Genomic DNA, 16,894 nt, shown 5'->3' with positions numbered 1-16,894 from the left:
TGTCAGACAATCCGACAGATGTACAATAATATGACTCAGCTTTTTCTGTGTCAATGCTCACGCTCTTGCGAGACCGGTGCTGCTTTCGGCGAGCGAGTACGGCGCCAGCGCCAGTGTAAAAACCGGGCACATGCCCACCGCCTCCCTTGCCCCATATGCTTCAGAATCGGCCAGCGCACAGAGCCTGTGGGTGGGCGGGGAGTCCGCGGGCTCCCCGCCCGCGCGAGTCCGCAGCTTCGGCTACGGCATCGCGATGTCTTCGTTAGGGCTTTTTCCAGGCGAAGGGGTCGCTCGGGTTTTCAAAGAAGGCATCGAGCTTTGTCCCGGTAAGCCATCCGCCCTTGGGCTCCAGCCAGCCGTCGGCATTGGGGTCACATTTCGTTCCCAAAGCCTCCTTGGCCTCGTCGTAGCTGATCGGAGAGACAGTCAGGACGATGGACTGTATTTTCGGTCCCTGCTGCTGAAGGATCCGAACAGCCGTCTCGATTCCAAGTTCCATTTCACCCTTGGGCGGCCAGATGTTGTAGCCAGTATCCGCAAACTCGGGATGATTCACCCAGTAGCACGCGGCCCCCGTCTCGCCGCCAATGTTGATCGGGACAACCGGGCGGCCAGACTGCTGCAGGGCCTGCAAAGCCCCTGTCGCGGATGCGGGCTGAGCGACGATGCCGTCAAGCTGCCCCGGATGAGTTGCGAGGAATTTCTGCACCTCCGTCTTGGTCACGGGGGCGGACCACATGCCGTTAACCGAACCCACGAGCTTGATGTCAGGATACTCTTTCAACGCATCCTGGACGCCGGCCTCGAAGTCAATTGCGTTGGTCGCCCCGGGCACGCCCTGAACATCGAGGACGTTCCCCTTCCCGCCGATCTTGTCGAAGACCGACTTTGCGAACACGCTTCCCGCCTGCCGATAGTTAGTCACTGCACTGACGGCATATGGCGAATCCACATGACCGCTCCAGGCCACGAATGGAACACCCTTTTCGTGGGCGTATTCGATGGACTGGTTCAGTGCGGTCTTGGCGGAGCAGCAGGCGATGAGAATATCGACGCCCTGATCAACGAGCTGCCGTATTTGTTGGTTCTGAACGGTGTCGTCACCGCCGGACTGCGCCACGATGACCTCCTTGATGAGCCCGGCCTTTTGGTAGCGGGGAACGATGTCGTTCATGAGGTGATCCATGGCCGTTGTCTGCCAGGAATTGCCTGCGTACGGACTGGCGTAACCGATGGTCCACGGAGGCGGCCCCTTGGGCTTCCATCCCTCCGCGTAGGGCGTCTTTCCAATCAGAGCATCGGCATTCTGATAAGCCTTCTGGGCGTCGGCCGGAAGAGAGGACAACGCAGATTCAGAAGAGGTTGACGCTCCAGACCCGGCAGCTGGGCCAAAGTCGCTGCCCCCGCCACAGGCCGTGAGGGCCAGGACCGCAGACAGGGCGAGTGCCCACCGGGCGCGCACGGTCAGTTTGGCCCCGGATTGATTGTGAGGCGAGACATTATCGTGGTCTTCTTTGACCATTCTGAACTCCTTATAAGTTGGCAGACCCAGAACCAGGTTCGTCGGCCGGCGACTATACGCTCCAGCTCATTGTATGAAGAAAGAATGTCAGACAATCATAACGGGCTGTTCCATGAGTATAGGGGTGACCGGCATCACGCGCAATAGGCTGAATCGCTCGCTGCCAGACTGCAATAACGCATGGTGGATCACCTTGAAGATGTGCATATCGTCTGACAGTATGGCGAATGTCACGGACGGTGGCTGCGGGCATCAAGGATGATGGGAAGGCAGCATGGCAGCGAATCAATTGAAGGTCCACGTTCTCGAGACCGGCGTCATGGAAGCGGACATGGCGTGGCTCTTACTGAAACCCGGGCGGATCATTGCAGATCGCCACAACAAGGAGCGGAAGCGCGAATGGGGTGAGGTTCCGACGCACGCCGTTCTCATTGAGCATCCGGAGGGCCTGATCCTATGGGACACGGGAGTTCCGCGGGACTGGGCTTCCCGCTGGGCGAGCAGCGGCATGCATGAGTACTTTCCCGTCACCACTGATACGCAGGGAGAATCCGGATTCCTCGACTCGTCATTGGCGCAGCTGGGCCTTGCGCCTACGGACATAGATCTCTTAATCCTTTCCCATCTTCATCTCGACCATGCAGGCAATGCTCGATTGTTCGACAACGGCAAGACGAGGATCGTCGCGAACCGCAAGGAACTTGAGGGCGTGCGCGGAATCATGGGCGACTCCTCGGGAGGCCACCTTAAGGCGGATTTCGAAGGGCTGCCGATTGAAGGCATCGAGGGAGACACGGAAATCGTTCCTGGTGTTTCCGTCATCGACACCCCAGGCCATACGTGGGGAACCATGTCCCTTCAGGTCGACCTCCCAGATGACGGCACGAAAATCTTCACCTCGGATGCCGTCTACCTGGAGGACTCCTTTGGACCCCCTGCCGTTGGCGCCGCGATCGTGTGGAATAACCTTCTGTGGCTGGAATCCGTCGAGAAGCTGCGAAAGATCGCCGAGCGGACAGATGCCGAGATCATATTCGGACACGAAACCGCTCAAGTAGATCAAATCCGCTGGGCACCGGCAGGTCACTACCAGTGATTTTCTACGATTTCCGTTGCACTCAAGGTCACATCTTCGAAGCTGCCCTCCCATCAATGTTCGCCGAAAACCCTGACTGCCAAAGCTGCGGCTCCAAAACCAACCGAAGGCCCGCCCCGGTCGGTCTGAGCGGTCGGGCCGACCCTGGACCATCGCGCGAAGAGCGCCCGCGCAGTTGGCGCCAAGTAGATGGCGGCAATCCATCAACTATCCGCGCCTGGCAGAGAGCCATCGAAAAGAGGGAACGGCTAGAAGACAAGTACCCCGAGTTGGCGGGAGACAGCCGGCCAGTACTGGCCCACGAAGGACTATTCGGCAAGCACCCCCTCCGCGCTGGCGACGATGTAGCTTCTGCCATTGCAAGCGCCTCAGCCCGGGCAAGACCCGGACAGACCACGCTCTATAGGTCCTGGTGACGATTCAGGTCGAAGCTGCGAGCCGCGGGGCTGGAAATTCCGAGCACTTGCCGCTTCTCTAACAATTGTGGTCTCATTGACTCAATGACCGTACGATTGTACGACGATCATGGGCGATGTCACGCTCATCTATTCAGGAGACAATGATGACTCTGAGGGACACCAGTTCACGGGAGGCGCGGCGCTACAGCCAGAAGGTAGCTTTTGCCAGCCTCATCGGCAATACCATCGAGCTTTACGACTTCTTCATCTATGGGACGGCCGCAGCCCTAGTTTTCGGTAAGCTGTTTTTCCCACATGCCGATCCGCTGACCGGAACCCTGCTCGCCTTCGGCACCTACGCCGTAGGCTTCATTGCACGGCCACTGGGCGGCATCGTCGCCGGGCATTTCGGCGACAAAGTCGGCCGAAAGCGAATGCTGGTACTGACGCTGCTCCTCATGGGGGCATCCACCTTCTCCGTCGGCCTACTGCCCACTTATGAACAGCTGGGCGCGGCCGCCCCACTCCTCCTGCTCGCGATGCGCCTGATTCAGGGCTTCTCGAACGGCGGCGAATGGGGTGGTGCCGTTCTCATGGCCACCGAGAACGCTCCGGAGGACAAGCGTGGCTTTTACGGCAGCTGGGCCCAGGTCGGTGTCCCGGCGGGCACGCTGATCGCTAACGGCGTTTTCCTCGCGGTAAGCCTGAACATGTCTACTGAAGACCTCCTGGCTTGGGGGTGGCGCCTGCCGTTCCTCTTCAGCATTGTTCTGGTCTTCCTCGGCCTCTGGATCCGCCTGAAAATCCACGAGTCACCGAAATTCGTTGAGATGAAAAAGGCCGGCGCGGAGGCGAAGCTTCCCATCGTCCAGGTGTTCCGCCAGTACCCGAAGGAAATCTTCCAGGCCATTGGCATGCGCATGGCCGAGAACGGCGCCTTTTACATCATCAGTACCTTCGTCCTGACGTACGTTGCCTCACAGTTGAAGATGCCCAGCTCCGACGCCCAGATCGGCGTCCTTATCGGCTCGGCCCTGTCGATCCCAGCCCTGTTGGTCTGGGCGGCTCTCTCCGATCGCATCGGCCGGAAGAAGGTGTACATGTTCGGAGCAATCTTCATTCTGATCTTCGCCTTCCCGTTCTTCCTCCTGCTTAACACGGCATCGCCGATCCTGGTCGGTCTTGCGGTAGTCCTCGCCATGGTGCTGGGGCACAGTGCCATGTACGGGCCCCAAGCTGCCTACTTCGCCGAATTGTTCGGTACAGAAGTGCGCTACACCGGCGCATCCCTTGGGACCCAGCTGTCTTCGGTGCTGGCCGGGGGCCTCTCCCCCCTGATTGCCACTGCACTTCTGGCAGCCTTTGGTTGGACCGCCGTCGCCTGGTACCTAGTAGGCATGGCTGTGATCACCGTCGTATCGCTGCTCACTACGCGTGAGACTTTCCGGTCGACCATGAACGAGTCACTACAAAAGGTCGAAGCCCCCGTCTGACCGGCCAGCCACACTCAGTGAATATTAAGGACTGGCCAGGCCGCCTTCCCATCCAACAATTGAACCGATTAGAGGACATCATGAACAACGACACTTACGAGCAAGGCGAGAAAATCCGCAGGGAGGTGTTGGGCGATGCTCACGTGGAGCGCTCACTGAGTTCGGCGACAGAATTCACTCGGCCCATCCAGGAACTGGTCACGGAATACTGCTGGGGAGCCATCTGGAGCCGCCCCGGGCTTGAGCGAAAGACAAGGAGTCTGGTCAATCTGGCCATGCTCACAGCCCTCAATCGCTCGCATGAGCTGGCAGTGCATGTCCGCGGCGCCGCAAACAATGGTTGCACCGACGAGGAAATCCAGGAAGTCCTCATGCAGGCGGCGATCTACGCCGGCGTCCCGGCAGCTCTCGAATCATTCCGCATCGCGGAAAAGACTCTTAAGGAGACCCGTGCCCATGTCTGAAAACGGAACGCCACTCGACATCGCATTTATCGGGCTCGGAAACATGGGGGCGCCCATGTCGGCCCGTCTCCCTGCCAGAGGCTTCGTGGTCCATGGGTTCGACCTTTCCGCCGAGGCGCGACTGCACCTCGAAGCCGCGGGCGGTAAGGCCTACGGTAGCCCTGCGGCCGCTGTGGCCTCCGCCGACGCGGTGATCCTGATGCTTCCCTCCTCTGACATCGTGGAACGGGTTATCCTGGACGACGACGTCCTGGCCGCCTTGAGGCCCGGAACAGTGGTTATCGACATGAGTTCTTCGGCCCCGGAGCGGACTGTGGAGCTAGCCTCCAAACTGCGGGCGTCCGGCTTCCCGCTCATCGACGCGCCGGTTTCAGGAGGCGTAAGGGGTGCCCAAAACGGCACGCTTACCATAATGGCCGGAGGCGATCGCGAGGACATTGAGCGGATACTGCCGGTGCTCGAAGTTCTCGGACACACGACACACATCGGGCCCGTCGGAGCAGGTCATGCCCTCAAGGCCCTCAACAACCTCATGTCGGCAACCCATTTGCTCATAACGAGCGAAGCCGTTCTCGCAGGTGAAAAGTTCGGGATAGACCCCGCAGTCATGCTGGAAGCGGTCAACGGCTCGAGCGGGCGAAGTGGGTCAACTGACAACAAGTGGCCTAACTTTATTCTTCCCGGGACCTATAACTCAGGGTTCAACCTGTCTCTAATGGTCAAAGACATGGGTATTGCCGTCTCTTTGGCGGACTCCCTTGGAGTTTCCAGCCGTCTCAGCCACTGCGCAACGGAACTCTGGCAGGAGGCCCAGAAGGCACTACCGGCGGACGCCGATCACACAGAAATCGTGAAGTGGCTTCGGGCAAACGCCTCAAGGCCTGTGGCCTAGCGCCGCCGGGAGCCAGTCGGGGCCGTCACCGCATTTACTCGGTGACGGCCCCTGGCCCGAGACTAGAGGATTCGCTTCCCTGGGCCGCGATGACTGCACCAACAAGACCCGGGAATCGTCGGTTCAAGTCGCCGATCCGCAGCGTGTTCAGGATCGACGTCCCTTGGTAATGCTGTTCTATGATCCCGGCCTCCCGTAGAACTCGGAAGTGATGCGTCGAAGTTGACTTACTCACCGGCAGCTCGAACGCGATACATGCCTGATCGTCATGGCCGTCCGCAAGCTGGCTAACGATACGCAGGCGGATGGGATCGGCCAAAGCAGCCAAGACAGTGTCGAGCTTGATCTCGTCCAGGTTCGGATGGTCCAAGATACGCATATACACTCCAGCGGGTCGCAAGCTTTGTTGTAGGCCAACCATCATACTACGATTTACGCCGTACTATTCAGATTGATAGTCAAAAACGGACGGGGCAGCATGAATATTTTCCTGATTGGTGCAGCCGGCGGCGTGGGACGTCGACTCATTCCGCTACTTGTGGCCAAAGGGGACGACGTGACCGGAATGCACCGGGCGGAGGCCCAGGCCGACACTATCCAGCGCGCAGGTGCCGCTCCCCTTGCCGGTGACCTGATATCCGACTCTGTCGAAGGCCTGGCCCGCAACATGCGTGGGCACGACGCCGTGGTTTTCTCCGCCGGGGCACACGGCACAGGAATAGATCAAACCACCCTCATCGACGGTAAGGGATTGGAAAAAGCCGCGACGGCCGCCGAAGAAGCCGGCGTTCCGAGATTCCTTCTCGTATCGGGCTTTCCCGAAGCGGGGCGGCAGAACGATGTCAACGAAAGCTTCGAACACTTCAAGCGAGTCAAGAAAGCAGCGGACGCCTATCTGGCACGACGTCGGCTGGACTGGATCATTCTGCGGCCAGGCCCGCTCCTTGACCAGCCCGGATCTGGCTGCGTTTCTGCGGGCCCCGCACTCGAATTCGGGCCCGTTCCGCGGGAAGACGTGGCGGCCTTCATCGCAGCCACCTTGCACGAATCTGGGATGAGCCGCCTGATCATCGAACTGACCGCCGGGGCCACTCCGATTGGCCAAGCCGTAGCGCACCTCGCCAGGGCAAGGGAGCCACGAGGTCCCCTGCTGGGCGCAGATCATCTGACAGCGGACCGCACCCAGTAATTACAAGGGCTGTCGACCCCGCGGGGCAAGACTCCGCGTGGTCGCTCCTAAGGCGGAAGGGTGCAGAGAAGCCGACGAAAATGAAGAACAGGGCGGTTCGAACTTGAATATCCAGCCGCACGCCGAACTGAACGTCTCAAGAACGTCCCCCGGCTCCCGTCACGAACCAGGCCGCCCGCCGCTCTTGCTAATATGACATTCAGCGTACTACGACTATTGTCGTACTACAACGAACAGCACGTTTATGCGCTCTGAGCGCATATTTAGCGGAAGGGAAATCAAGATGAAGGTATTCCAGATAGGCGCAGCCGGAGGAGTGGGAAGCCGGCTTAGCCGGCTGCTTACGGAGAGCGGCGACGAAGTGACCGGCATGCACCGAGCGCCCGAGCAAGCCGAGAAGATCGCACAGTGGGGTGCAATTCCGGTTACGGGTGACCTCATCCAGGACACAGTCGAAGACCTGGCCGGAAAAATGACCGGCCACGACGCCGTGGTCTTCTCCGCGGGTGCCCACGGCACCGGAATGGAGAAGACCACACTGATCGATGGCAAGGGGCTGGAGAAAGCGGCTGACGCCGCATCCAAGGCAGGTGTATCAAGCTTCGTACTGGTTTCGGCATTCCCCGAGTCCGAGCGCGGAAAAGGCCTCGGCGAGGGATTCGAGCACTATATGCGTGTCAAGAAGACCGCAGACATATACTTGGCTCAAACTGACCTGGACTGGTTGATTGTGCGCCGGGCCTGCTGAGGGACGAGCCCGGCGACGGCAGGGTGACTGCGGGACTGGCTATCGACTACGGCGACGTGCGCCGTGATAACGTGGCTGCCTTCATCCACGCCGCACTTCACAATCCGAATTTTTCCCGCGTCATTGTCGAACTGACCGACGGCGTAACCGCAGCAGCCCAGGCAGTAGCCCAGCTGGCAAAGTCCGCTGGCCACCCCAACTCTTCGCAACCTCCGGAAAATCAGGAATGATCGGACGTTGTTCTGACGAGAGCCGCGCGGCGGGCGGCGAAGGCGACCAGCCAGGTCACGGAGGTGACCTGGCTGGATCTCGAACAGGCCAACGCTCTCGCCGAGCTCCCGCGGGTATCGACATCGTGCGCGGTCTCGTCAAAGAGCGCACCGAACGCACGGTGCACATCGGCTCCGCCTGGAGACTGGCCCACACCAGGCCCCATAGCTGCGCTCGTAGCGGTCAAGGTACGAGAAATAGCAGCGCTTTGTGGCCTGACATGGAGTAGATGCTTGGCGGGGTAGGCATCGCCGTGCAGTGTTCGCTGACCGCGGTGGACTCGGAGGCGATGCTCGGCGCGGCGTCGCCGGGTGACGGCTGCAACAGTAACCTCGCTGTACGTCCGCCTGGGCTCGGCAGGGCCTACGTCCGTCAATTCGGAAAGCTTTTGCGTTGCCTTGCAATCGTCAGTGGTGAGTCAGTCCTGCTCTGCCCTGAGGACATAGGCGACGTCACCGCTGTTGACTTTCTCTCCCGCGCGAACGGACATCCGCTCCACGGTTCCGGTAAACGGAGCGTCTAGCGCCTGCTCCATCTTCATTGCCTCGACAACAAGGACAGTTTCGCCCTTTTTAACGCGCCGTCCTTCCTCAGCGAGGACCTTGACTACGGTGCCTGTCATGGGGACCGTGATCCCGCCGGGAATTGCGGCTGCTGCCTTCTCTTTTGAGGGCCGACGATTCCTGGTGCGAGGGGCGGCAAGGTCGGGCTGAGCCGATTTTGGCATTCTGACGGTTAGCCGGCGGCCGTCAACCTCGACCGTGAGGATTTCCAGCTCCTGATCGGCAGCGAGTGACCGGCCTGCGATCCCATGCTCCTGTCCACGGTAGCGAAACTCGTCGTCTATCCATCCTGTGTAAGCCAGATATGGCGCTGACGAGGTAAAGATCTGTTCTTCAACGATCTGTTTGTGAAAGTCGATGGTCGTGGGAACGCCCTCGATGACTGTGCCTGCCAGGGCGCGGCGCGCGCGTCGGAGGGCCATCTCCCTGTTGGGTGCGGTGATGATTAGCTTGGCGAGGAGGGAATCATAGATGCGGGGGATGGTGTTTCCGCCCTCAAAGCCTGAATCAACGCGGATTCCAGGACCGTCAGGCCACACGAGACGTGTAATTGTGCCAGGGGACGGAATAAACCCAGCTCCGACGTTCTCCGCATTGATCCTGAATTCCATGGAGCAGCCACGGGCCTCGGGAGCGATTTCTGAGATGCGCGCACCTTTGGCGATGAGTAGCATTTGATGGATGAGATCCACTCCAGTGATTTCTTCGGTGACTGGATGTTCGACCTGGATCCGGGTGTTGACCTCCAGGAACGAGACGATGTCGTCTGCGATGAGAAACTCACAAGTTCCGGCTCCGACGTATCCGGCTTCCTTGAGTATCGCGGTACTGGCTGTGGTGATTTGGTCGAGTTGTTGTGGGGTGAGGTCGGGTGCCGGCGCTTCTTCGACGAGTTTTTGGTGTCGGCGCTGCATGCTGCAGTCCCGTGTTGAAACGACGACGACGTTCCCATGGGTGTCCGCGAGGCACTGGGTTTCCACATGGCGCGGTTTGTCGAGGAACTTCTCCACGAAACACTCCCCGCGTCCGAACGCGACGGTCGCTTCTCGAACTGCGGACTCGAAACTTGCTTGAATTTCTCCAGCGTCCCTTACGACCTTCAACCCGCGGCCGCCACCTCCGAATGCAGCTTTGATCGCTATGGGCAGGCCGTATTCGTTTGCGAACTTTTCCACTTCGGCGGCATTTTCAACGGGGTCGGGGCTTCCAGGCGCGAGGGGCGCCCCGACCTTCAGGGCGATGTGGCGTGCCTGGACTTTGTCGCCCAGCAACCGGATGGCCTGCGGCGGCGGCCCGATCCAGAGCAGACCATTTGCGATCACGGCTTCTGCCAGCTCGGCGGACTCGGCCAGAAATCCGTATCCGGGGTGCACGCTGTCTGCGCCGCATCGGAGCGCCAGCCGGATAATTTGGTCGATGTCCAGGTAGGTCTGTGCCGGAGTGGATCCTTCAAGGGCAAAGGCTTCGTCCACGGTACGGACATGCAGGGCATCGCGGTCTTCAGCGGAATAGATCCCGACGCTTTTGACGCCAACGTCCCTGCAGGTTCTGGCTATACGGACCGCTATCTCGCCGCGGTTGGCAATCAATACTTTCGCTGGCAGGGCAGCGCCGTGCTCTACGGTGTTCATCACTTCACTAAATCCTCTTGGTTTGGTTCACGGGCAGGACAGCGGCTTTCCAACCTGCAGATCCGGGCGCGGGGCCACGACCGAACCATGCTGATCCGGACCACTGGCTGCGGCGGTGCGGCTGGTTGCTCACTGTCTGAGCTTTTGTCGGAGTCAGCAGGTGCGCGAGCAGGGCCATGACGGCCGCCAGCTCATTTTCATTTGGGTTGCCTGTAATTTGAAGCGCGCACGGATTGGCTGTCGGTGCCCTCACAGCGGCGGGTTCCCGTGCTTCTTGGCGGGCGTATGACGGCGTTTATTGTCCAGGGCTGCGTACCAACGGGCGATTACCTGGACGGTCTCGGATGGCTCGACGACTTGATCGATGTATCCCTGGTCCATGGCTCGGTTCAGATCGTGAGCGGTACTCCGGCGTCGCTGTAGGGCCTCCGCGCGTTGTGAATCGGTGAGCACGCCCCCGGCTTCGGCTTCTACTTCACGGTGAAACCCGGCAGGGGCCACACTCGCCGATGGCCACGCCAAGACGGCGTCTATACCCAGGTGCTTCGAACCGAAGACTTCACCAGCGAAGCCGAGGGCCCGCCGCAGGATGACTGTGATGCTGGGAACGGTGGCCGCGGCAGTGGCGTAGGCCAGTTGGGCGTAGGACGGGTCCGCCGGTGAGCTGTCAGCGGCAGGCCCAGCCGTATCGACCAGAAACAGCAGGGGAAGATTGAAGGCATCACAGAACTGGACAAAGCGCGCTGCCTTCTTGGCCTCTGGCGGGCCGACCAGCCCTCCGGCGTGGGCCGTTTGATTGGCGAGAACACCGACCGATCGTCCTCCGATGCGGGCAAAGGCGGTCGTCAACGCATCGGCCCGACCACGCCCGATGTGTACTGTCTCAGCGCCTTCACAAAGGGCATCGAGTACGGGTTCTAGATCATATGGTTCGCTGCATAGATCCGGGACGTGAGTACCCAGCGCCGGTGCCGGGCCCGGTTCGTCCAGGTCATGCACGGCAACGAACTCGCAGTTGTTCTGGGGCAGGTACTCCAGGAGGTCCTTCACCCAGGTGCAAGCATCGTCCAGCGTCGGCGCCGCATATGCCGATTCCCGTTCGCTGGCTGTGCCGACGATGACAGTGAAATCGCTCAGAGCGTCCAGGAAGCTTCCGGCGGGCTGGATCATTCCAATCTCGATATTGATGAGCGGGACGACGCCGGACAGATGCACGAGACGCTTGGTTCGGTACCGGGGTGCGCGGATCAGCGACGTGTCGCTGGACGGACCGCCCACGGTCAGGAATAGGAGAGGGCATCCCGTTTCCATGGCATGGCCAATCGCATTGTCTGCAGCGGCATCTCCCGGTCCGCCCATTCCAGTCGGGCGTGCCGGTTCCGCAATGAGTGTTACGTACCTGCCGTCTACGGTGCCTACGCCGGCTAGAACGCGCGGGTTCTCGCCCGACCCGAAGCCAAGCCCGCGGGCCCCTATTGGCAGGTACGACTCGTCATCGAAGAATGTCTCGATCCATCGGATCGCAGAATCCGGCCACGAGGCGGATTCCTCCGTTGCACGGTGTGTAGTCATGGTTTTACTGCTTTCGATTTTGTGCGGCATTAGGGGTAGAGTCCGCGCAGGCGGTGGTCCTCGGAGACGCGCTGCACGGCCATGGCGATCGCCGCTGACCGGAGCCCGAGGTCATTTTGTTGGGCGAAGGCGCTGACTTCTTGGTACGCGGCCATCATCCGTTCTTTGAGCTTGGCTTCAACTTCGTGACGCTGAAGTCAGGGAGGTCATCTGTTGTGTCCTGTTCAGATCTGGATGCCGGTGTATTTGGTTTCGAGGTAGGCTTCGAGGCCTTCAGTTCCGCCTTCGCGTCCGGAACCGGATGCTTTGGTGCCGCCAAACGGCGCGGACGGGTTGCTGACGACACCCCGGTTGATGCCGGTCATGCCGGCGTCCAGTGCGTCCGCAACACGCAGGGCGCGCCTCAGGTCACGGGTGAAAACGTATGAAGCCAGGCCGTAGGGCGTGTTGTTCGCTTCCCTGATGACTTCTTCTTCGGAATCGAATTCGTAGATCGCGGCGACCGGCCCGAAAATCTCTTCGGTTCGGATCTGGGCGTTCTCCGGCACGTTGAGCAGGACGGTCGGCTGATAGAAATAGCCGGGCCCGTCTACTGGGGCCCCTCCGACAGCGCAGACGGCTCCCTTGTGGACAGCATCGGAAACCAGTGAAGCGACTTTCGCCAGTTGCCGGCCATCGATCAACGGGCCAAGTTCCGAGGCGGGATCAGTTCCATCCCCGCTGCGCGTCGCCTCCATCTTGTCGCTGAAACGCCGAACAAAGTCCGCGGCAACAGAACGCTGAACATAGATCCGATTGGCCGCGATGCAGGATTCGCCCCCGTTTCGGAGTTTGGCTACCATGGCGCCCGCGACTGCCTCGTCGAGATCTGCGTCCTCAAAAATAATCACCGGGGCGTTACCACCCAGCTCCATGGAAGTGTTCATCACGTTTTCGGCCGCCTGGCGGAGGAGCGCCTTGCCGACCTCGGTGGACCCGGTAAAGGAAATCTTCCGCGCCCTGGGATCATGCATCATCTCCGCAATAACGTCAGGGGAATTGCTGGTTGTGATCACATTGACAACTCCCGCGGGGACCCCGGAATCCTCCAACACGCGCGCCAGCAGGAGACTGGTCAGGGGTGTCTGTTCGGCTGGCTTCAACACGACAGTGCACCCGGCAGCAAGAGCCGGGGCAATCTTTCGGGCCCCCATTGCCAATGGGAAATTCCAGGGAGTGATGAGCAGGCAAGGACCGACAGGTCGTTTCGAAACGGCGATCCGGTACTGCCCGTTCGGCTCAACACCGAACTGACCTTCCAGGTGCAGGCGTCCCGCGGACTCGGCGAACCAGCGGAAGAACCCGGCACCGTAGTCGACTTCCCCCTGAGCCTCGGCCCAAGGCTTGCCCATTTCCGCGACGATCAGGGCCGCGAATTCGTCCCTCCGATCCATCAGGGTCCGGTTAACGGAATATAGGATGTCCGCCCGGCGCATCGGAGCAGTAGCCGCCCAGGCCGTCTGGGCCGCATGAGCCGCGTCCAAAGCGCGTAACCCGTCAGCGATGCCCGCATCCGCGACCTCTGCTAGGGGTTTTTCCGTGGCGGGGTTTGTGACCGCGATCGACTTGCCTGTTTCGGACGGGACCCATTCACCGCCGATAAACAGCCGGTTTTCGGGTAACTGTGAGAGGTCAACGGCGGTCATAGATGCTCCTTGTGCGAGACGGTTGCCGGATGAATACGGGAATGTGCCGGATATGGTTCTCAACTTGTGATGTCTGCCACACCTTGTTTATGCAGTGTATACGTTGAATATGGAGAGTTCAACGGGGCAGCTGAACCGGCTAGTGACGCTTCTGCTAGCCGTCCGCACGACCGCAGCCGGGGCGTCCGGTGGACCAGTATCCACCTCCTGCAAGGACGAAGACGTCGAATTGCAGGTCGTCGATTCTGAAGGGATGTTTCTGGAAACGTTTCGATTCCTGTGATGCTTGCCACACGCCGCTTATGCAGTGTATACGTTATATATGAAGAACTCGATGAGGCCTCCGAAACCTTTCCGACCGACTCCCGACGGCATCGCGGATGCCATCCGTACCGCCGTGGCAGGGGGCGTATACCGGCCCGGCCAGAGACTTCTGCAAGACGAATTGGCGGACCGGTTTGGTGTCAGCCGCATTCCGTTGCGGGAAGCGGTGCGGACCCTGATAGCAGAGGGCTTGCTGACCAGCGATGCAGGTAGTGGCACATTTGTCGCTGCCCTTGACCTGGCACGTGTCGATGAAATCTATGACCTTCGCCGGCTTGTCGAGCCCAGCTTCGCCCCCTATGTGGTGGACAACTGCTCGCGCGCTGACATTGCCCGGTTGACGGAGATGGTGGAGGGCATGGATGACATCAAAGCGATCGGGAGCGATGCCTGGTCCCGGATCAACTTTGCGTTTCACCTGGACACGTACCGGTTGGCCAATCTGCCAATCCGATATGAGGTGATTTCCCGGCTCTATCACCAGCTCGAACCCTATTCCCGCTACTACGTGCACTCCACTCCGGCGCTGGACCGGGTTCAGTGCGAACACCACGAGATGGTCGATGCCTTACGCGAGGGCGATGCTGACAAGCTGGCCCGCCAGATCATCGCTCACATTAACGGCGGCCAAGAAGGGCTGCGCAGTGCCTGGGCCAACATGCCATCCATGTACAAAAGCCCCCAACCCACGGAGTACAAGTCATGACGACCACTGCCGCCAGCCGCCTCAGCCGGATGGCCGATCGACTCGAACACATCAAGCCCTCCCCGATCCGTGCGATCTTTGACAAGGCCGCAGCCCTTGAGGCAGCCGGCGAGAAGATCTACCACTTCGAAATCGGCAGGCCGGACTTCGACACCCCACAGGTCGCGAAGGACGCCGCGGTTGCTTCCCTGTCGCGTGGAGAGGTTCACTACGGTCCGAACGCCGGGACCCTTGATCTCCGCCGCGCCATCAGCGATTACCTTCAGGACCGGCGGGGGACGACGTACGATCCGACCTCGGAAGTCATCGTCACGATCGGCGCGAACGAGGCCGTCTTCCTGGCGCTGATGGCTTTCTGCGGGCCCGGAGACGAAGTGATTGTCCCCGTTCCGGCCTGGGCGCACTACCAGTCGTGTATCAGGCTTGCCGGAGCAACCCCTGTTCCCGTAGGTCTGGACGCCGCCAACGATTTCCGATTGGACGTCGATGCCATCGAGGCAGCGATCACGCCGCGGACCCGCATGGTCATCATCTGCACACCCAACAATCCCACCGGCGGAGTGGCTACGGCCCAGGAAATCGAACGGCTGGCCGCCGTGCTCGAGCCGACTGATGCCCTGCTCATGTCGGACGAGATCTACGCAGATCTCGTCTATGAAGGCGTCAGCCACGAATCACCGGCCGCCCTGTCATCACTTCGCGATCGGACCTTGGTCATCGGTGGCTTTGCCAAGGCCTTTGCCATGGACGGATGGCGGCTGGGCTGGCTGGCTGGCCCCAGGGAACTTATCACCCCGGCCCTGCGCGTGCGCCAGTACACAACTGTCTGCCCTCCGACGTTCCTGCAGCCCGGTGCGGCCGCAGCCCTGCGGGAGGCCGGCCGCGAAGCAGAAGCCATGCGTCGGGAATTTGAGGAGCGGCGCAGAGCCGGCCTTGTCCTGTTGGCAAAGGTGCCAGGGATCTCCGTCAGCCAGCCGGACGGTGCGTTCTATTTCTACCTCACCTACTCCCCCGACGTGGCAGAACCTGCAGAGCAGCTGGCTCTGCGCCTGCTCGATGAACAGCGTGTTGCCGTTGTCCCCGGCACTGCTTTCGACCCGGAGGGGGGAACCCACGCCATAAGAATTTCCTATGCCTGCCACATCGACGATCTCATCGAAGGCCTGACCCGGATAGCCCGGGCATTTGCAGTAACGACCACCAAAGGAGCCAGTTCATGACCACTATCACTCAGGACCGCCACCGGGAAGTGGTTGACGCGCTTATCGCACTCGCCCCTGACGGCATCGCCTACGTCCCCAGCGCGAGCATTGCCCCGATCATCAACGGCCTGCTCGACGCCGCCGGCAAGGAAGGCGGTCCGAACGTCTTCCCGGTCTCCCGGGAGGAGGAAGCCGTCGGCATCGTCGGCGGCTACCCCTTCGCGGACAAATTCGGTGTCATCGTCATGCAGGACAACGGCTTCGGCAACGCCCTGACGGCCCTGACCACCATGGCGGTCTCCTATCACCTGCCCATGCTCATCGTGGCCAACACCCGCGGCGGCCTCGGTGAATACAACTCCATGATCCACAGCATCTCCGAACCCGTCCCGGAACTGCTCCGCTCCACCAACATCCCGGTCTTCCGGGTGGACCGCCGTAACCCGGCAACAGACTGGGGAGCCACCGTCGCCGAAGCCGGCAACCACGCACGCATGACCTTCCGCCCCGTCGTCGTGCTCATGGAATTCTTCGACCACAACGACAAGAAAGCAAAAGCATGAAACGCATCGAAGCCCTGCGGACCATCGTCGACGCGACCCCGGACCTTCCGGTCGTGGCAACCTGCGCCGCCACCAGCCGCGAACTGGCCTCCGTGGAGGACCGCGACAACAACCTCTACCTCCTCGACGCCATGGGCCTGGCCATCTCAGTCGGCACCGGCATCGCACAGGCAACCGCCGGAACATCCGTTCCCCGCACCGTCGTGATCGAAGGCGACGGCTCACTGCTCATGAACCCCGGCGCGGCACTCACGGCCGGCTACCTCGAACCCGAGAACCTCGTCATCGTCCTCCTGGACAACGGCGTCTACGCCTCCACCGCCAGCATCCCCACCCACGCCGAAAAGCTCGACCTCGGCCGCATCGCAGAATCCGTGGACCTCAAAGTCCTCCGGGCCAGCAACACCACAGAACTCAAGGAAGCCCTCCAAACCTCCCTGGACCAGCCGGGCCCATGGTTCATCCACACCCGCACAGAACCCGGCAATGAACCAGGCACCAAACTCCTCCTCATCGACCCCGTCGTCCACGGCGACCGCTTCCGCCGCTGGCTCACCTCCCGGCTGGTCTAAGCCC

17 protein-coding genes and 1 pseudogene are annotated in these 16,894 nt (G+C 60.8%); 11 read left to right on the top strand and 7 right to left on the bottom strand.

The features are described from left to right. Positions 1-262: 262 nt before the first annotated feature. On the bottom strand, positions 263-1,522 hold the full coding sequence (locus AB0N24_RS22255) for an ABC transporter substrate-binding protein (RefSeq protein ID WP_364129171.1): 1,260 nt from the start codon (positions 1,520-1,522) through the stop codon (positions 263-265). A gap of 274 nt (positions 1,523-1,796) precedes the next feature. On the opposite strand from AB0N24_RS22255, the gene AB0N24_RS22250 reads away from it, so the two are divergent. The 4 genes from AB0N24_RS22250 (at position 1,797) to AB0N24_RS22235 (ending at position 5,865) form a co-directional block, all read left to right on the top strand. Continuing rightward, positions 1,797-2,618, top strand: a complete 822-nt coding sequence (locus AB0N24_RS22250; protein ID WP_364129169.1) for an N-acyl homoserine lactonase family protein — start codon at positions 1,797-1,799, stop codon at positions 2,616-2,618. Positions 2,619-3,177: 559 nt separating this feature from the next. Continuing rightward, a complete protein-coding gene (locus AB0N24_RS22245; RefSeq protein ID WP_364129166.1) occupies positions 3,178-4,509 on the top strand; it encodes an MFS transporter in 1,332 nt (443 codons plus the stop codon). A gap of 80 nt (positions 4,510-4,589) precedes the next feature. Further along, on the top strand, positions 4,590-4,973 hold the full coding sequence (gene pcaC, locus AB0N24_RS22240; protein ID WP_364129164.1) for a 4-carboxymuconolactone decarboxylase: 384 nt from the start codon (positions 4,590-4,592) through the stop codon (positions 4,971-4,973). Further along, positions 4,966-5,865 (top strand): NAD(P)-dependent oxidoreductase, encoded by a 900-nt coding sequence (locus AB0N24_RS22235; protein WP_364129161.1) that lies wholly within the window; start codon positions 4,966-4,968, stop codon positions 5,863-5,865. Before pcaC ends, AB0N24_RS22235 begins: the two co-directional genes overlap by 8 nt. Before the next feature lie 34 nt (positions 5,866-5,899). Here the strand turns inward: AB0N24_RS22235 and AB0N24_RS22230 are convergent, their stop codons facing one another. Further along, complete coding sequence (locus AB0N24_RS22230; RefSeq protein WP_364129158.1) at positions 5,900-6,244, bottom strand: helix-turn-helix transcriptional regulator; 345 nt, start codon at positions 6,242-6,244, stop codon at positions 5,900-5,902. Between the two features lie 99 nt (positions 6,245-6,343). Between AB0N24_RS22230 and AB0N24_RS22225 the strand changes: the two genes are divergently transcribed. The 3 genes from AB0N24_RS22225 (at position 6,344) to AB0N24_RS22215 (ending at position 8,032) form a co-directional block, all read left to right on the top strand. Continuing rightward, on the top strand, positions 6,344-7,054 hold the full coding sequence (locus AB0N24_RS22225; protein WP_364129155.1) for an NAD(P)-binding oxidoreductase: 711 nt from the start codon (positions 6,344-6,346) through the stop codon (positions 7,052-7,054). Between the two features lie 283 nt (positions 7,055-7,337). Further along, on the top strand, positions 7,338-7,802 hold the full coding sequence (locus tag AB0N24_RS22220; protein WP_364129153.1) for an NAD(P)H-binding protein: 465 nt from the start codon (positions 7,338-7,340) through the stop codon (positions 7,800-7,802). A 23-nt stretch (positions 7,803-7,825) separates the two neighbouring features. Then, complete coding sequence (locus AB0N24_RS22215; protein ID WP_364129150.1) at positions 7,826-8,032, top strand: hypothetical protein; 207 nt, start codon at positions 7,826-7,828, stop codon at positions 8,030-8,032. Between the two features lie 458 nt (positions 8,033-8,490). On the opposite strand, the gene AB0N24_RS22210 is transcribed toward AB0N24_RS22215, so the two are convergent. The 5 genes and pseudogenes from AB0N24_RS22210 to AB0N24_RS22190 all read right to left on the bottom strand — a co-directional run bounded on the left by AB0N24_RS22210 (position 8,491) and on the right by AB0N24_RS22190 (position 13,523). Beyond that, on the bottom strand, positions 8,491-10,266 hold the full coding sequence (locus AB0N24_RS22210) for a biotin carboxylase N-terminal domain-containing protein (RefSeq protein WP_364129147.1): 1,776 nt from the start codon (positions 10,264-10,266) through the stop codon (positions 8,491-8,493). Positions 10,267-10,273: 7 nt separating this feature from the next. Continuing rightward, a complete protein-coding gene (locus AB0N24_RS22205) occupies positions 10,274-10,519 on the bottom strand; it encodes an acyl-CoA carboxylase epsilon subunit (protein ID WP_364129145.1) in 246 nt (81 codons plus the stop codon). Beyond that, positions 10,516-11,838 (bottom strand): carboxyl transferase domain-containing protein, encoded by a 1,323-nt coding sequence (locus AB0N24_RS22200; protein WP_364129142.1) that lies wholly within the window; start codon positions 11,836-11,838, stop codon positions 10,516-10,518. Before AB0N24_RS22200 ends, AB0N24_RS22205 begins: the two co-directional genes overlap by 4 nt. Positions 11,839-11,867: 29 nt before the next feature. Further along, a pseudogene (locus tag AB0N24_RS22195) lies at positions 11,868-12,020 on the bottom strand (glutamate dehydrogenase); the annotation flags it as partial. A gap of 42 nt (positions 12,021-12,062) precedes the next feature. Then, on the bottom strand, positions 12,063-13,523 hold the full coding sequence (locus AB0N24_RS22190) for an NAD-dependent succinate-semialdehyde dehydrogenase (protein ID WP_364129140.1): 1,461 nt from the start codon (positions 13,521-13,523) through the stop codon (positions 12,063-12,065). A 322-nt stretch (positions 13,524-13,845) separates the two neighbouring features. Here AB0N24_RS22190 and AB0N24_RS22185 point away from each other — a divergent pair, with 322 nt between their 5' ends. Genes AB0N24_RS22185 through AB0N24_RS22170 form a run of 4 tightly spaced genes read left to right on the top strand, consistent with a single transcriptional unit; the run spans position 13,846 to position 16,890 of the window. Beyond that, a complete protein-coding gene (locus tag AB0N24_RS22185) occupies positions 13,846-14,553 on the top strand; it encodes a GntR family transcriptional regulator (RefSeq protein ID WP_364129137.1) in 708 nt (235 codons plus the stop codon). Then, entirely contained in the window at positions 14,550-15,773 is a 1,224-nt protein-coding gene (locus tag AB0N24_RS22180; RefSeq protein WP_364129135.1) for a pyridoxal phosphate-dependent aminotransferase, read from the top strand. The genes AB0N24_RS22185 and AB0N24_RS22180 overlap by 4 nt, the downstream gene beginning before the upstream one ends. Beyond that, positions 15,770-16,318 (top strand): thiamine pyrophosphate-binding protein, encoded by a 549-nt coding sequence (locus tag AB0N24_RS22175; protein ID WP_364129133.1) that lies wholly within the window; start codon positions 15,770-15,772, stop codon positions 16,316-16,318. Before AB0N24_RS22180 ends, AB0N24_RS22175 begins: the two co-directional genes overlap by 4 nt. Then, on the top strand, positions 16,315-16,890 hold the full coding sequence (locus AB0N24_RS22170; protein ID WP_364129130.1) for a thiamine pyrophosphate-dependent enzyme: 576 nt from the start codon (positions 16,315-16,317) through the stop codon (positions 16,888-16,890). The genes AB0N24_RS22175 and AB0N24_RS22170 overlap by 4 nt, the downstream gene beginning before the upstream one ends. Positions 16,891-16,894: the final 4 nt, after the last annotated feature.

Origin of the sequence: Arthrobacter sp. NPDC093128 (genome assembly GCF_040683875.1) — a bacterium.
Lineage (GTDB): Bacteria > Actinomycetota > Actinomycetes > Actinomycetales > Micrococcaceae > Arthrobacter.
The sequence above is the reverse complement of the archived record's forward strand: the minus strand, read 5'-3'. Positions and strand labels throughout refer to the sequence as shown.

Bases quoted from the DNA above. Each gene is read 5' to 3' on its own strand.
- AB0N24_RS22255 (WP_364129171.1), bottom strand. From the start codon at position 1,522: ATGGTCAAAGAAGACCACGATAATGTCTCGCCTCACAATCAATCCGGG.
- AB0N24_RS22250 (WP_364129169.1), top strand. From the start codon at position 1,797: ATGGCAGCGAATCAATTGAAGGTCCACGTTCTCGAGACCGGCGTCATG.
- AB0N24_RS22245 (WP_364129166.1), top strand. From the start codon at position 3,178: ATGATGACTCTGAGGGACACCAGTTCACGGGAGGCGCGGCGCTACAGC.
- pcaC (WP_364129164.1), top strand. From the start codon at position 4,590: ATGAACAACGACACTTACGAGCAAGGCGAGAAAATCCGCAGGGAGGTG.
- AB0N24_RS22235 (WP_364129161.1), top strand. From the start codon at position 4,966: ATGTCTGAAAACGGAACGCCACTCGACATCGCATTTATCGGGCTCGGA.
- AB0N24_RS22230 (WP_364129158.1), bottom strand. From the start codon at position 6,244: ATGCGTATCTTGGACCATCCGAACCTGGACGAGATCAAGCTCGACACT.
- AB0N24_RS22225 (WP_364129155.1), top strand. From the start codon at position 6,344: ATGAATATTTTCCTGATTGGTGCAGCCGGCGGCGTGGGACGTCGACTC.
- AB0N24_RS22220 (WP_364129153.1), top strand. From the start codon at position 7,338: ATGAAGGTATTCCAGATAGGCGCAGCCGGAGGAGTGGGAAGCCGGCTT.
- AB0N24_RS22210 (WP_364129147.1), bottom strand. From the start codon at position 10,266: ATGAACACCGTAGAGCACGGCGCTGCCCTGCCAGCGAAAGTATTGATT.
- AB0N24_RS22200 (WP_364129142.1), bottom strand. From the start codon at position 11,838: ATGACTACACACCGTGCAACGGAGGAATCCGCCTCGTGGCCGGATTCT.
- AB0N24_RS22190 (WP_364129140.1), bottom strand. From the start codon at position 13,523: ATGACCGCCGTTGACCTCTCACAGTTACCCGAAAACCGGCTGTTTATC.
- AB0N24_RS22185 (WP_364129137.1), top strand. From the start codon at position 13,846: ATGAAGAACTCGATGAGGCCTCCGAAACCTTTCCGACCGACTCCCGAC.
- AB0N24_RS22180 (WP_364129135.1), top strand. From the start codon at position 14,550: ATGACGACCACTGCCGCCAGCCGCCTCAGCCGGATGGCCGATCGACTC.
- AB0N24_RS22175 (WP_364129133.1), top strand. From the start codon at position 15,770: ATGACCACTATCACTCAGGACCGCCACCGGGAAGTGGTTGACGCGCTT.
- AB0N24_RS22170 (WP_364129130.1), top strand. From the start codon at position 16,315: ATGAAACGCATCGAAGCCCTGCGGACCATCGTCGACGCGACCCCGGAC.